Here is a 13,762-nt window from a genome sequence, read left to right as displayed (position 1 = left end):
AAGATTTGCCGAACGCGATCGCACGATACGTAAGCTATTTGAAGGAATGTGTCCGAATGGCGGGTATAAGTCGCCCGGCGCATGCGCAAACGTTTCACTTCGGCCGGATTGGGCGGATAATGGCCCGGCGCGGCGAAGCAAAAATTGCCCCGGAACCTGAGAGAAAACACACGCAGTGAAGAAATGAGAGAAGGTCCGCCGCGCTGCCGAAGCGAGGTCGGCTGCCCGGAGCGCCGGGTCGGGGTTGCCCGCCCGGCGCGCACCGGACTTTCGCAGCCGGCCACCCGCGTCGCCCGACCTCGCGATGCCTCGCGTTATTCGACGTCCTCGTCGTCTTCATCGTCCTCCATTTCGTTCTCGTCCCGCCCCGGCGCCGCATACGCGCTCGCCTGCTCCAGCAACCATGCACGAAACGACTCCAGCGGCTTGCTGTGACTGAGCTCCGTCGGATAAACGAGGTAGTACGCCGAATCGCCAACCGTGGCCGCGTCGCACGGCACGACGAGGCCGAGCTGCTGCAACTGCTCCTCGACGAAGAACTTCGGCACCAGCGCGATCCCGAGCCCGGCCGCGGCCGCGCTGATCAGCATCGTGTGCAACTCGTAGCGCACGCCCTGCATCGTGCGGATGTCCTCGATGCCGTGCGTCTCGAACCATTGCGCCCAGGCGCCGGGACGCGTGGTCGAGTGCAGCAGCGGATAGGCGAGCATATCCTCCACGCGTTCGACCGGCCCGTCGAGTAGCGCGGGCGAGCAGATCGGCACGACTTCCTCGCCGAACAGGTAATCGGACGACGTGCCGGGCCAGGTCGGCTTGCCGTAGTGGATCGCGGCTTCGAAGTGCGTGTCCTCGAACGAGAACAGGTCGGTGCGGCTGCCCATGTTCACGCGCACGTCCGGCGTGCGGTCATAGAAGCTCTTGATGCGCGGGATCAGCCAGTGCGACGCGAAGGTCGGCAGCACCGCGAGCTCCAGGTAGCCGCCGCCGCTGCCGTGCGCGATGATCGACAGCGTGTCGCGATCGAGCGCCTCCAGCGCGCGCCGCACCTGCGTGCCGTACAGTTTGCCGGCGCGCGTCAGCACGACGCGCTGTTTCACGCGCGCGAACAGCCGCACGCCGAGGCTTGCCTCGAGCGTCGCGATCTGCCGCGATACCGCGCTTTCGGTCAGGAACAGTTCCTTGGCCGCGTGCGTGAAGCTCTCGTGGCGCGCCGCGGCTTCGAAAGCCACGAGCGCACCCATGTTGGGGATCTTGAATTTGCGCATGATGCTCGTTTTGTCTGACGAACGGACCCGCCCGCGGCGGGCCGGAGGACGAGTGCGGAGACGGCCGATAATTCCAAAAACTCATCACGTCTCAATTTAATCTCGCTTTACGCCCCGCTGCAACCCTTTGAATAATGCATCCCACGCAAGGCCAGGCGCCCGCTGGGCGGCCGGCCAATCGAGTTGCCGGCACGCTTGCCGGCGGTCCCCCGAAACACGAGAATCCTGATGCGCAATCCGAATATCGAGAGCCTGCTGACGAAGCTGCTGGGACAGGCGAAGACCGACGCCCTGTTCGCGACCCTGAACATGCCGGCCATCCTCGACGAATGGGAAACCGACGTCGTCACGCGCGCGGAAATCGCGCAGGCGATGAACATGGCGCTGTTCGAAGGGCTGCTCGAACGTTCGGCGAACGGCCGCGCGTACACGGCCGATGCGATCGAAAACGGCGGCTCGGTCTACTTCGACCACGGCGCGCTGCGAACGGTGCGCTGGCCGCACACGGGCGCGCTGCCGCCGGGCGAAGCCGCGTTCACGCGCATCCTGCGTCCGCTCGGCTTCCGCCTGAACGGCCGTTATCCGCTCGACAAGCTCGGCATGACGGGCCGCGCGTATGCGCATGAAGACGCACCGGACGAGATTGCGCAGTTCTTCGTCAGCGAACTGCATCCGGAGCGCTTCTCCAGGGAATTTCAGCAGGCCGTGACGAACGTCGTGAGCTCGTCGCGCGATCCGCTGTCGCCGGCGTCCGTCGCGCTGCTGTGGGAGATCGAGCGCGAAGGCTGGCTCCCGCTCGACGCCGCGCATGCGCTGCTGCCGGAGATCGTCGGCGCATTCGCTCGCCAGCACGACCTGCCGAACGAACTCGACTACGAGACGCTGCTGCTCGAATCGGCCGAGATGGCGTGGATCGCGACCGAAGGCAATGCGTTCAACCATGCGACCGATCGCGTGGCCGACGTGTTCAAGCTATCCGACGACGAGAAGGCGAAGGGCCGGCCGATGAAGCCGGAAGTCGAGCGCTCGCGTTCGGGCCGCGTGTTCCAGACCGCCTATCGCGCGGACATCGTCGAGCGCGAATTCCGCACGCGCGACGGCGGGACCGTGAAACGCAACGTGCCGGGCTCGTTCTACGAGTTCATCACGCGCCGCCGCACGTTCGACCAGGCGGAGCGCCGCTGGGTGACGGACCTGCGTTTCGACGCGGGCAACGCGCAGGGCATCTTCAAGATGACGGCGAACGCGGCGAAGTAGACGCCACGCACGCAGACAAACGGGCCGACGGCTGTCAACAGCCGCCGGCCCGTTTGCATTGGATGGGCGGCGCGATCGTCAGAACAGGTGCGTGACCAGATAGAACAGCACCAGCACGCCGAGCGGTACGCCGAGCAGCCATGCGATCAGATATTTGCCCATGTCGTGGTCCTCCGCGTGGCCGCGATGCAGGACGCATCGCGGCGGGGTGAGGCGACGTCGCGTCAAAGGTCGCGATCGAACTCCTTCAACTGCTTCTCGGCTTCGTCGCGTGCGATCCCGTAACGCTCCTGGATCCTGCCGGCCAGATAGTCGCGGTTGCCTTCGGCGACCGCGAGATCGTCGTCGGTCAGCTTGCCCCACTTGGCCTTCAGCTTGCCGGTCAACTGCTTCCATTGACCCTTGATCTTGTCTTCGTTCATCGTGTGCTCCTGGAATAAGGGGAAAAAAGCGCGACGCTCGGCCGCGCGACGGTTCAGGCCTTCGCCTTCAGGCCGGATGCGTCGACGTGCTTCACGCCCTTGATCGAGCGCGTCACGGCGACGGCCTTCTTCACCGCGGTCTTCGACGGCAGCACGCCCGTCAGCGTGACGACGCCATCGACCGTCTTCACGTTGACGTGGACGCTTTTCACGCCATCCGTGGTCGCGAGTTCGCTCTTCACCTTGGTCGTGATCCACGTGTCGGTGACGGGCTGGTTCGATTCCGCCTTCATGCCGTCGTCGGTCGACGACGATGCCTGTGCGTTCGTGAGCGGGGCGGCGCAAAGCAGGAACGCCGCGCTGACGGCGAGCAGCGCCGACAGGTTCGAGGTCTTGTTCATGGATGTGCTCCTTCGATTGACGTGGTGGATGGGAATCGGCGCAGGCGCGCCGTGCGTTACCGTGCGATCGGCGTGTCGTAGCCGGGCTCGCGCGGCGGCATGTCGGGGCGCGGCACGTCGGGCGGCAACGGCACCGGCGGATCGGTGCCGGGCGACGGTTCGGGCGGATGGTCCGGGGCCGGCTCGGGTCGCGTCGGATCGGGTGTCTGATGCAGCTTCATCAGGGGATCCTCCTCTGCGGTATGAAAGGGCGGCGCATGGGCGCCGATGCACTACCAGCGTACCGGCGCGAATGCACGCGGACATCGCGCAAATTCACCGGATCGGCTAGTGCGTTTGCACGGGGACGGAACGAAGGAGCGGGAACGGGACGTGCGTCGTGATGCGCGCGATGCGGGATGATCGGCGCGCCAGTCGTGCCGCGCGCAGCTCGGCGGGATAGCGCACGCAGGCGGCGCGGCGTGCGAATGTACTATTGCGCATGGTGCATCCGCGCCTGTCGATTGCATCGGCCGCACGCGATCATCGCGTGCACGCGCCAGCCGGCGCAGGTTGGCGCGGAGGCGACCGGCCCGTCAACCATGTCGACCATGTGGACCACCGATCAATGGACGAACGCGTAAACGAACAGGCGCTGAAGTCGCATACCGACAGGCGCCAGCTGCACCAGATCATCGCGGGGCTCGCCGAGGGCGTGATCCTGATCGAGCCCGACCAGCGCATCGTGTGGGCGAACGAGGCCGCGCTCGCGATGCACGGCGTCACCGAGCTCGACGCGCTCGGCGCGGACGTCACCGAGTATCGCGAGCGCTTCCGGCTTCGCTACCGGAACAATCATCCGGTGCGCGACGGCCACTATCCGATGGATCGCGTGATCGCGGGCGAGGAATTCAGCGACGTGACCGTCGAAGTCGAATCGGCCGCCGACGAGAACGTGAGCTGGGTCCACCGCATCCGCAGCCTCGTGCTGACGAACGCGGCCGGCGAGCCCGACTGCCTCGCGCTCGTGCTGCACGATGCGACCGAATGGGCGAGCGCCGAGGACCGCTTCGAGCGCACGTTCAACGCGAACCCGGCGCCGGCCGTGATCTGCCGGCTCGACGACCTGCGCTACGTGAAGGTCAATCAAGGCTTCCTCGAGATGACGGGCCATGCGCGCGACGACGTGCTCGGCCGCTCCGTCTACGAAGTCGACGTGCTCGAACAGGCCGAGCGGCGCGAACTCGCGATCGAGCGGCTGGGTGACGGCGCGACGATCCCGCAGATGGAGGCCGTGCTCAAGTGCGCGGACGGCGGCACGAAGGCGGTGGTGGTTGCCGGGCAGCCGATCGACATGAACGGCGAGGCATGCATGCTGTTCACGTTCATGGATCTCGAGCCGCGCAAGCAGGCCGAGCTCGCGCTGCGGCAGAGCGAAGAGCGTTTCGCGAAGGCGTTCCGGATGGCGCCGGTCGCGACCGCGATCGTCACGGCCGGCCGCTTCGAGCTGCTCGACGTGAACGATGCCTTCGTCGGAATGGCCGGCCATGCGCGCGACGATCTGCTCGGCAAGTCGGCGGACGAGATCGGGCTGTGGGCCGACCGCGGGGCCCGGCAGCGCATCGACAGCCAGCTCGCGCGCGACGGCAACGTGCGCAACGCGGACGTGCAGATCCGCACGCGCGACGGCGATGTGCGCGATTGCGTCGTGTCGGCCGAACCGGTCGCGATTCACGGGCAGGATTGCGTGCTGATCGCGCTGCTCGACATCAGCGACCGCAAGCGGACCGAGATGGAACTCGTCTATGCGATCGAGACCGCGATGCAGGACGCGTCGTGGTTCAGCCGCACGCTGATCGAAAAACTGGCGAACGTGCGGCGCGCGAATGCGCCGGACGCGGGCGCGCAGTTGTCGGACCTCACCGCGCGCGAGCGCGACGTGTTCGACCTGCTGTGTCACGGCCTCGCCGACAAGGAGATCGCCGCTCGCCTCGGGCTCGCCCCGAACACGGTGCGCAATCACGTCGCGACGATCTACGCGAAGCTCGACGTGCATAGCCGCGGCGAGGCGATCGTGTGGGCGCGCGAGCGGGGGATCGTCGGCGCGTCCGACACGAACGGCGTGCGGGGCGAGAAGGGCGCCGAGAAGGGCGGCACGAGCGGCAAGGACTGACGCCAGGCGTCGGGCCATCGGTGCGAATGCACCATGCAGGCTGGTGCATCCGCATCTGCCGCGCGCGGCGCGCGGCTGCGATCCTGTCCACTCGGCGGTGCGGCGCAGGCTGCCGTGCCGTCGGCTCTCTCTCCCCAACTCATCGCAGGAGACGACCATGGACAGGAATCGCATCGAAGGCAAACTCAAACAAGTGAAGGGTTCGGTCAAGGAAGCGCTCGGCAAGGTGACGGGCGACCGCGAGACGGAAGCGGAAGGCGTGGCGGAACAGCAGGCCGGCGAGGTCCAGGAGAAGGCCGGCGAGGCGGCCGATGCCGTGCGCAAGCAGACGGGCACCGACAGGCATTGACCGGCCCCGCGTCATCGACCGAATCGCGCGATGTGCCGAGCGTTGCCGCTGCCTGATTCGGTGATGATTCTTCATCGGCATTACCCCCGCTCAGCCTCGGTGCAACGGGGCATGCGCGCACGCCGCTGATGTTTCTTCTCCCCGGCCCGCCGTCGCGCGGGCCGCGTGCCGTCGGTAGCGTCGGCACTTGATGACAATTCCTCACAACGTAGTTCCGATATTTCGTTTGCTGCACGCGTATTGGCTACCCACAATCGGTTCACCTCTTTCGCGCCGACAGGTTTCCCGGAGAAGGAACCGCGAAGATCGACCGGCAAGTGACGCGCCATCGGCGCCAGGCCGGCGACAGAACAATCACCGGCACGCGGGAGGTCGCCGGCGCGCGATGATCGCGCGTCGCATCCCGACCCACAGAAGAAGGATTGGCTGATGACGTTCCGCATTCGTTCGCTTTCCGGTATTGCACTGACCGCCGCGATCCTCGCGTTCCAGACGGGCGCGGCCCACGCGCAGGAGACGGTCGTCAAGGTCGGCGTGGCCGTGCCGCTGACCGGCGGCGGCGCCGCGTACGGCAAGGACATCGAGAACGGCGTGCGCATGGCCGTGGATGAAGCGAACGCCGCGCACACGACGATCGGCGGCAAGCCGGTGAAGTTCGTCGTCGCGTCGCAGGACGACCAGAGCGATCCGCGCATCGGCGTGCAGGCCGCGCAGCAGTTGACCGACGCGCAGGTGGCCGTCGTGATCGGCCACTTCAATTCCGGCACGACGCTGCCCGCGTCGAAGATCTACGCGAAGGCCGGCATTCCGATGATCACGCCGTCGGCGACCAATCCGGACATCACGCGCGCCGGGCTCGGCACCGTGTATCGCGTGATCGCGACCGACGCGCAGAACGCCGGCAACGCCGGTTCGTATGCGGCGAGTGTGACCAAGGCGAAGCGCATCGCGATCATCGACGACCGCACCGCGTTCGGCCAGGGCGAAGCGGACGAGTTCGAGAAGGCCGCGAAGGCGAACGGCGGCACGATCGTCGCGCGCGAATTCACGAACGACAAGGCCGTCGACTTCAGCGCGCAGCTCACGAAGATCAAGAGCACGAATGCCGACCTGGTGTTCTTCGGCGGCCTCGACGCGCAGTCCGCGATGCTGGTCAAGCGCATGCGCCAGCTCGGCATCCGCGCGCAGTTCCTGGCCGGTGGCGGCGTGATGAACGCGAATTTCATCAAGCTCGCCGGCAACGCGGCCGAAGGCGCGGCCGTGTGGGAATACGGGCAGCCGCTCGCGCGTCTCGCGAAGGGCAAGCAGTTCGAAACGAAGTTCCGGCAGAAGTACGGCGTCGACATGCTCGCTTATGCGCCGTTCGCGTACGACGCGACGTGGATCGCGATCAACGCGATGCAGAAGGCGAACTCGACGAAGCCGGCCGATTTCAACGGCGCGCTGAAGGGCACGCGCTACGACGGCATCACCGGCACGATCGCGTTCACGAACACGGGCGACCTGAAGAACCCGAGCTCGACGCTGTATGAAGTGAAGAACGCCGCGTGGCAGCCCGTCACCACGCAAACGGCGGACTGAATACCCGAACGCGCGCGGACTTTCGCGGCGATGCAGGACGTGCTGAAATAGCCGAAGCGATCGGATGCGGTCGCGGCGCACGTCGGGGCGATTCGCCGGGTGGTCCGCTCGCACGGCGCCGCGCGCGACGCGGCACGAACAACCTTCGGCGCGGCCGGCCGGCCGCGCCTTTCACGTGCAACTGGAGTCAGTCGTGAGTTCTCAAGTCGTCATCGTCGGCGGTGGTGTGATCGGCAGCTCGATCGCCTATTTTCTGCGTGCTACCGATCCGACGGTGTCCGTGACCGTCATCGAACGCGATCCCACCTATGCGAGGTCGTCGTCGGCGCTGTCGGCCGCGTCGATTCGCCAGCAGTTCTCGACGCCGCTGTCGATCGAGATGTCGCTGTTCGGGATCGACTTCCTGCGCACGATCGGCGAACGGCTCGAGGTCGACGGTACGCGGCCGTCGATCGATCTGCACGAAGGCGGTTATCTGTTTCTCGCGACGCCGGCGGGCGATGCGACGCTGCGCGAGAACCATGCGCTGCAGACGAAGCTCGGCGCGGATATCCTGCTGATGGATCGCGATGCGCTGCGCGCGAAGTTTCCCTGGCTGAACGTCGACGATCTCGTGTCGGGCTGCTATGGCGTGAGCGGCGAAGGGTGGTTCGACGGTTACGGGCTCGTGCAGGCGCTGCGCAAGAAGGCGCAAGCACTGGGCGCGCGGTATGTTCCGGCCGATGTGACCGGCGTCATTCGCGACGGTCGCAAGGTCACGCACGTGATGACGAACGACGGCGAGCGCTACGCATGCGACACGCTCGTCAACGCGGCCGGTGCGTGGACGCGCACGCTGTCGTCGATGATGGGCATCGACATCCCCGTGTATGCGCGGCGTCGCAGCATCTTCAACGTGTCGTCGCCGGCGAAGCTGACCGATTGCCCGCTGCTGATCGATCCGACGGGCGTGTATTTCCGGCCGGAAGGGCGCACGTACATCTGCGGAACATCGCCGAGCCCGGATCGCGATCCCGACGACCTGCCGCTCGACGAGGTCGATCACGACCTGTTCGACGAGGTGATCTGGCCGACGCTCGCCAATCGCGTGCCGGAGTTCGAAGCGCTGCGCGTGGAGAACTGCTGGTCCGGATACTACGAGTACAACGTGTTCGATCACAACGCGATCATCGGATATCACCCCGAACTCGACAACGTGGTGTTCGCGAACGGGTATAGCGGGCACGGGCTGCAGCAAGGGCCCGCGACGGGGCGTGGAGTGAGTGAACTGATCCTGGGCGGGCGGTATGAATCGCTCGACCTGTCGTCGCTCGGCTGGGAGCGTGTGCTCGAAAACCGGCCGATCGTCGAAAAGAACGTCGTGTAGCGCGGCGTGACCGCCCGGTGTGGGGTGGGCGGGATTCTCCTTGTGTCTCAATCTGATTGGCCCGGCTTCGCCGGGCTTTTTTTGCTCATCGCGGATTTCCGGGGAGATGCCCGATAAGGACGTCGGTGACCGGCCACCTGCAACCATTCTCACGAGTGCGTTCGAGATTCCTCATGTGACCGCCTGCAACCGGCTCGGGTCAACGGGTAGCGAATACGGGCGGATCCCGCACGCTCTCGCGCTCCGGCATTCTCGCGCACCAGGCTCGAGTCGCCTCGCATTCGTCATGCACCGGCAGCTTCACCAGCATCGCAAAGATTAAACCACCGATGACGGTGATGTCGGCCATCGAGAACTTGTCGCCCTCGACATCCTGTTGTCGTTGCGGCACGGCATCGACATAGCGCATGCCTCGTAGCGCCTTCGCGTCGACGAAACCCCCACTCCGGGTTTTGATACGTCTCGACGTCGCGGCCCAGCCCGGGCGTACCGTGGCGGAAATAAACGCTGATGGCGTCGAGCACCCCCAGCCGTCGATGCTGGCGCCTGGATTGACTGGTTCCTCGGATACGGCCCTTGATCCGCGTTCCCGATCTTCTTGTCGCGAGCACGTAGTCGATCCTGCCGGATTTGCCGGTCGCGCGGCAGCCTTTGTCAAGCGTTGCTCACGCACTCTTTCCGATTTCGCTTGCACCTGACGTTACGTCAGCTTTTATGTTCGATACCGACGAGGCGGTCCGGGCATGGCTTGGCGCTGGAGCAGGCTCGTGATCCGAACGACGCGTATGTGCATGGCCACCACGTGCTCCGCCCGTCGACCGCGCGCTGGCGCAGCGCGACCGGCGCGCGCGAATGCGTCCACTTTCCGGATTCATCAGTAGGGAGACGATTTCATGGCGTCAGCCGCCGAACTGAAACAGAACGCTTCGCTGTATTTCCTGGCGTTGGGCGCCTTTGCGATTGGAACCGAAGGATTCATGCTCGCGGGGCTGCTGCCGATCATCGCGACGGATCTGTCCATCACCGTCGCGGTGGCGGGGCAGCTCGTCACCGTCTTTTCCCTATCCTATGCGATCAGCTCGCCGATCCTGACGACGGTTAGTGCAGGCGTCAACCGGCGGCGCTTCCTGATCGTCGCGCTGCTGTGCTTCACCGCCGCCAATTTCGCGGCTTGTGCATCGCCCGGCTATCTGTCGCTGCTGGCCGCGCGCGTCCTGCTGGCCGTGTCGGCGGGCCTGTATATGCCCAGCGCGAATGCGCTCGCCGGCTCGCTCGTTACGCCGGAGCGTAGGGGGCGCGCGCTCGCGACCGTCCATGGCGGGGTTACAGTCGCCGTCGCACTCGGCGTGCCGCTCGGCGCGTGGATCGGCGGTCAATTCGGCTGGCGAGCGACGTTCGCCGGCATCGGTGTGCTGTCCGCGGTCGTGACGCTCGGGGTGATGGTCGGCTTGCCGCGCGGGATCGGCACGTACCTGTCGGTACCGTCGCTCGCGCAACGTGTGGCCGTCGGGCGGCAGCCTGCCGTGCTGGTCACGCTGCTCATTACGATCCTATGGGCCGCGGGCATCTGGTCCATCTATCCCTATCTGGCGCCGTTCCTGACGGGCCGCCCCGGCTTCAGCTGCGCGCAAGTGGGCGCCGTGCTGCTGTTGTACGGCGTGTTTGCCGGCGTCGGCGTGTTCATCAGCGGCCGTGCAACCGATCGCTTCGGCAGCGGGAGGGTGCTGATCGTCTGCCTGATCGTGATGATGCTGTCGTATGGGAGCCTGACCGCCAGTGCGCTGCACCTGGAACCCGCGCATGCGCGAATCGCGATCCTCATCGCGATCGCCGCGTGGGGCGCGGCGGGCTGGGCGTTCAACCCGGCCCAGCAAACCAATCTGATCGGCATCGCCGGCCTTGACGTCGCGCCAGTCTCGCTGTCGCTCAATTCATCGTTCACGTATCTGGGCTTCGCGCTCGGCGCGGCGCTCGGGTCGTTCATCGTTGCGTACCGCTCTGTGACGGACATCGGCGCGATCGGTGGACTGTGCGAGTTCGCCGCGCTGCTCATCACGCTGGCCGCGAACCGCCATGCCCGGCACGCGGCGAAGCGCGTTCACGTCGCGGTCCAAACTGCCGCCCCGCACGCCGAACGTTCGACGCAGCCATGACTCGGCGCGTACCACAAGACAACGCACGGGACACTCGTTCCGTTTGACATCGACGGCGTCAGACTGGCAGCGGTCTTGAACCGATTACCCAGATTCACGGACCGTTGTGAGCAAGTCGAACGTCGTCATACGAGGAAGATCGCCTCACTCACACGGAAGTGATTGTGAAGACGACGTCGACAGATGTGCCAAACTGATAACCGAAGCCGTTGCGCCTTTCCGGTTCAAACCGACCACTAAAACCAAGACTGCTATGACTACCGAAGAGCGACTCAAAAGTTTAGGGTTAGTGCTGCCTCCAATTCCTTCACCAATCGCCAACTTCATGAGTTGGCGACGATCCGGCCAGATTCTTTATTTGTCCGGTCAGGGGCCTCGCGATGCTTCTGGTGCGGTTATCAAGGGGAAATTAGGCCGGAACTACAGTGTCGATCGTGGCTATGCCGATGCCCGTCAAGTGGGTCTGCAGCTGTTGTCGACAATTCGGCAGGCGGCAGGGTCCCTTGATCACGTGGCGGGCGTTTTGAAAATCTTCGGCATGGTGAACGCCGAGCCGGATTTTTGCGATCATCCAAAGGTCATTAATGGCTGTTCAGACCTGTTTGTGGAGGTTCTGGGCGACCGCGGTCGACACGCCAGGTCGGCGGTTGGGATGGGTTCGCTACCCAATGGGATGTCGGTGGAAATCGAAGCGATCATCGAGATCATGAGTGGGTACTAACGCATCGACGGCGACACGATGACGAATGCAAACTCGCAGCACGGACCATTTGTCAGGGTGCATGCGCTTGTCGTAGAGCAACGATCGCAGATCATAGCGAAAACTATTTCCGTGTCGAGCGTTGCCCACGCAACCTTTGCGATTTCGCTTGCAACTGACGTGATGTCAGCTTTTATGGTCGATACCGACGACTGGGAAAAATGCGACTGAAAATCGGCGATCTGGCGAAGAAGGCGGGATTGAGCGTCCGTGCGTTGCATCACTACGATGCAATCGGACTGCTGTCGCCGTCGCAGCGCACCGACGGTGGCGCGCGCCTGTACGGGCGGGACGATCTCATCCGGCTGCATCGGATCGAGGCATTGAAGCAATTTGGGTATTCGCTTCCGGACATCAAGGCCAGCCTCGATGGTCAGTACGCAGATGCGCCGCTTCAGCTTCTGCAGCGCCAGATCGCGGAGCTCGACGCACGGGCGGCACGCGCGCATCGCCTCGGTCGTCACCTGCGATACATCGTGGACATGATCGCCACCGACGGCGAGACCACGACGACCGACTGGCTGAATGCTCTGGAGCTAATGAACATGGTTCAAAAACACCTCGATGACGACGAATTCGATGCGCTGCTGGCAGCCGGGCCGGCGTCGATGCCGTCGACCGATCCGGCATGGTCGGCGCTCATCGACGAAGTTCGCGAGGCCGTGCAGCGGCCGTTGTCGACCGACGGCGACGCGGCCATTGCGCTCGCGTGGCGCTGGATCCGGCTCGTGGTCCGGATGACCCGCAACGACCCGACGCTCGCCGCCAAGCTGATGACGATGCAGCTCGACGAGCCGCGTGCACCGCAACTCGTCGGCATCACGGCGCAGATGCTCGCGTGGATCGATGAAGCATTCGTGCACGCGCGCTGCGCGCTGTTCGCGAAGTATCTCGGCGCGTCGCAGATGGACGAGGTGCGGTGTCGCCAGTTCGCGATGATGAAAAGTCGCGCGTGGCCCACGCTGGTAGGCGATTTGCGCGCTCTGATGGAAGCCGGAGTCGATGCGGGTGCGGCACCGGTACAGTCGGTCGTCAAGCGCTGGCAGCAACTATTTCGCGACAGCTTCTGCGGAGAGGACACGGTGCTCGAGACGCGCGTACTCGATGTGATGATGCGTGAACCGGATCTGCAACTCGGCGTCGGCATCGACGATGCGTTGCTCGCCTATCTGCACAAGGCGAATTTCGCCGGCCATGACGTGATCTCGGCCAACGCCGCGCCCAAGCCGAGCGCGTTGATGGTGGCCACGCAGCGTGCTGCGCACCAGTTGCTCGATCGGCCGCTGGTGCTGGACGATCCGGTTGCCCTGGCTGTCCTCGGCGCGGCTGAAGCTCAGGCCGTGCGCGACGACATCGACCGGTTCCGGCATCCGGCTTCGGTCGGGCTGCGCAGCTCGGTGATCGTGCGTAGCCGGCTGGCCGACGACGTGTGGGCAGCGGCGCTTGAACGGGGTATTCGCCAGTATGTGGTGCTCGGCGCGGGGCTGGACACCAGCGCATACCGGCATCCCGACGCGCCAGGGCGTATCTTCGAAGTCGATCTGCCGGCGACGCAGGCGTGGAAGCAGGCGCGCTTGCGCGAGGCCGGCATCGCGGTGCCGCCGTCGCTGCATTTCGTGCCGGTCGATTTCGAGCGCGTCTGCTTGGCCGAAGGTCTTGCGCGTGCCGGTTTCGATGCGGATGCACCGACCTTATTCAGTTGGCTCGGGGTGACGATGTATCTCGACGAGGCGGCCGTCATCGATACGTTGCGCTTCATCGCCGACCGTGCCGAAGGCAGCGCGGTGCTGTTCGACTATGCGCGACCGCTGTCGAGCCTGCCTCCGATCCTGCGTATCGCGATGGAGCAGATGACGGTGCAATTCGCCGAGCGCGGGGAGCCATGGAAGAGCTTCTTCGAGTCCGAGGTGCTTGCCGGAACGTTGGTCTCGCTGGGTTTCGGCAACTGCACCACATGGGCGCCGAGCGATTTGAATCAGCTTTATTTCGCGAACCGCACCGATGCGCTGCTTCTCGGAGAGACACCCACACGTCTGGTGCTGGCGACGGTCTGAAT

At 65.1% G+C, this 13,762-nt stretch carries 14 protein-coding genes and 1 pseudogene; 9 read left to right on the top strand and 6 right to left on the bottom strand.

Annotated features, from left to right (window positions below; all coding sequences use genetic code 11):
* Window positions 1–314 precede the first annotated feature (314 nt).
* Window positions 315–1,265: a LysR family transcriptional regulator gene (locus ACT2FV_RS08945; protein WP_151048253.1), complete on the bottom strand. Its 951-nt coding sequence runs from the start codon at window positions 1,263–1,265 to the stop codon at window positions 315–317.
* Between the two features lie 228 nt (window positions 1,266–1,493).
* Between ACT2FV_RS08945 and ACT2FV_RS08940 the strand changes: the two genes are divergently transcribed.
* Window positions 1,494–2,522: a DUF1338 domain-containing protein gene (locus ACT2FV_RS08940; RefSeq protein WP_444503675.1), complete on the top strand. Its 1,029-nt coding sequence runs from the start codon at window positions 1,494–1,496 to the stop codon at window positions 2,520–2,522.
* Window positions 2,523–2,600: 78 nt separating this feature from the next.
* Here the strand turns inward: ACT2FV_RS08940 and ACT2FV_RS08935 are convergent, their stop codons facing one another.
* Genes ACT2FV_RS08935 through ACT2FV_RS08920 form a run of 4 tightly spaced genes read right to left on the bottom strand, consistent with a single transcriptional unit; the run spans window position 2,601 to window position 3,566 of the window.
* Complete coding sequence (locus ACT2FV_RS08935; protein ID WP_156429781.1) at window positions 2,601–2,750, bottom strand: hypothetical protein; 150 nt, start codon at window positions 2,748–2,750, stop codon at window positions 2,601–2,603.
* On the bottom strand, window positions 2,747–2,944 hold the full coding sequence (locus tag ACT2FV_RS08930) for a CsbD family protein (protein ID WP_059601059.1): 198 nt from the start codon (window positions 2,942–2,944) through the stop codon (window positions 2,747–2,749). Before ACT2FV_RS08930 ends, ACT2FV_RS08935 begins: the two co-directional genes overlap by 4 nt.
* 53 nt (window positions 2,945–2,997) lie before the next feature.
* Window positions 2,998–3,345: a BON domain-containing protein gene (locus ACT2FV_RS08925; protein ID WP_124620670.1), complete on the bottom strand. Its 348-nt coding sequence runs from the start codon at window positions 3,343–3,345 to the stop codon at window positions 2,998–3,000.
* Between the two features lie 56 nt (window positions 3,346–3,401).
* Window positions 3,402–3,566, bottom strand: coding sequence for a hypothetical protein (locus ACT2FV_RS08920; RefSeq protein ID WP_162840554.1), 165 nt, complete (start codon window positions 3,564–3,566; stop codon window positions 3,402–3,404).
* A gap of 386 nt (window positions 3,567–3,952) precedes the next feature.
* On the opposite strand from ACT2FV_RS08920, the gene ACT2FV_RS08915 reads away from it, so the two are divergent.
* The 4 genes from ACT2FV_RS08915 to ACT2FV_RS08900 all read left to right on the top strand — a co-directional run bounded on the left by ACT2FV_RS08915 (window position 3,953) and on the right by ACT2FV_RS08900 (window position 8,793).
* Window positions 3,953–5,497 carry a PAS domain S-box protein gene (locus tag ACT2FV_RS08915; RefSeq protein ID WP_444503674.1) on the top strand — a complete coding sequence of 515 codons (1,545 nt, stop codon included), beginning with the start codon at window positions 3,953–3,955 and terminating at the stop codon, window positions 5,495–5,497.
* A gap of 157 nt (window positions 5,498–5,654) precedes the next feature.
* The gene (locus ACT2FV_RS08910) at window positions 5,655–5,846 is read left to right on the top strand and encodes a CsbD family protein (RefSeq protein ID WP_059601065.1); all 192 of its coding nucleotides are present in this window, start codon (window positions 5,655–5,657) and stop codon (window positions 5,844–5,846) included.
* Between the two features lie 429 nt (window positions 5,847–6,275).
* Window positions 6,276–7,427 carry a branched-chain amino acid ABC transporter substrate-binding protein gene (locus ACT2FV_RS08905; RefSeq protein ID WP_151048249.1) on the top strand — a complete coding sequence of 384 codons (1,152 nt, stop codon included), beginning with the start codon at window positions 6,276–6,278 and terminating at the stop codon, window positions 7,425–7,427.
* A gap of 193 nt (window positions 7,428–7,620) precedes the next feature.
* Window positions 7,621–8,793, top strand: a complete 1,173-nt coding sequence (locus ACT2FV_RS08900; protein ID WP_151048247.1) for an NAD(P)/FAD-dependent oxidoreductase — start codon at window positions 7,621–7,623, stop codon at window positions 8,791–8,793.
* Window positions 8,794–8,992: 199 nt separating this feature from the next.
* Here the strand turns inward: ACT2FV_RS08900 and ACT2FV_RS08895 are convergent.
* A pseudogene (locus ACT2FV_RS08895) lies at window positions 8,993–9,323 on the bottom strand (glutathione S-transferase); the annotation flags it as partial.
* Window positions 9,324–9,686: 363 nt separating this feature from the next.
* On the opposite strand from ACT2FV_RS08895, the gene ACT2FV_RS08890 reads away from it, so the two are divergent.
* From ACT2FV_RS08890 to ACT2FV_RS08875, 4 genes are all read left to right on the top strand, one after another.
* Window positions 9,687–10,946 (top strand): MFS transporter, encoded by a 1,260-nt coding sequence (locus ACT2FV_RS08890; RefSeq protein ID WP_151048245.1) that lies wholly within the window; start codon window positions 9,687–9,689, stop codon window positions 10,944–10,946.
* 253 nt (window positions 10,947–11,199) lie between these two features.
* Entirely contained in the window at window positions 11,200–11,667 is a 468-nt protein-coding gene (locus ACT2FV_RS08885; protein WP_151048243.1) for a RidA family protein, read from the top strand.
* A gap of 18 nt (window positions 11,668–11,685) precedes the next feature.
* On the top strand, window positions 11,686–11,877 hold the full coding sequence (locus ACT2FV_RS08880) for a hypothetical protein (RefSeq protein WP_151048241.1): 192 nt from the start codon (window positions 11,686–11,688) through the stop codon (window positions 11,875–11,877).
* Window positions 11,868–13,760: an SAM-dependent methyltransferase gene (locus ACT2FV_RS08875; protein WP_444503673.1), complete on the top strand. Its 1,893-nt coding sequence runs from the start codon at window positions 11,868–11,870 to the stop codon at window positions 13,758–13,760. Before ACT2FV_RS08880 ends, ACT2FV_RS08875 begins: the two co-directional genes overlap by 10 nt.
* The last annotated feature ends 2 nt before the right edge of the window (window positions 13,761–13,762 follow it).

The organism is Burkholderia sp. PR2 (genome assembly GCF_052372875.1).
Taxonomy (GTDB): Bacteria; Pseudomonadota; Gammaproteobacteria; order Burkholderiales; family Burkholderiaceae; genus Burkholderia; species Burkholderia diffusa.
Note: the sequence above shows the minus strand (reverse complement) of the source record. Positions and strands in the feature narration are given on the sequence as shown.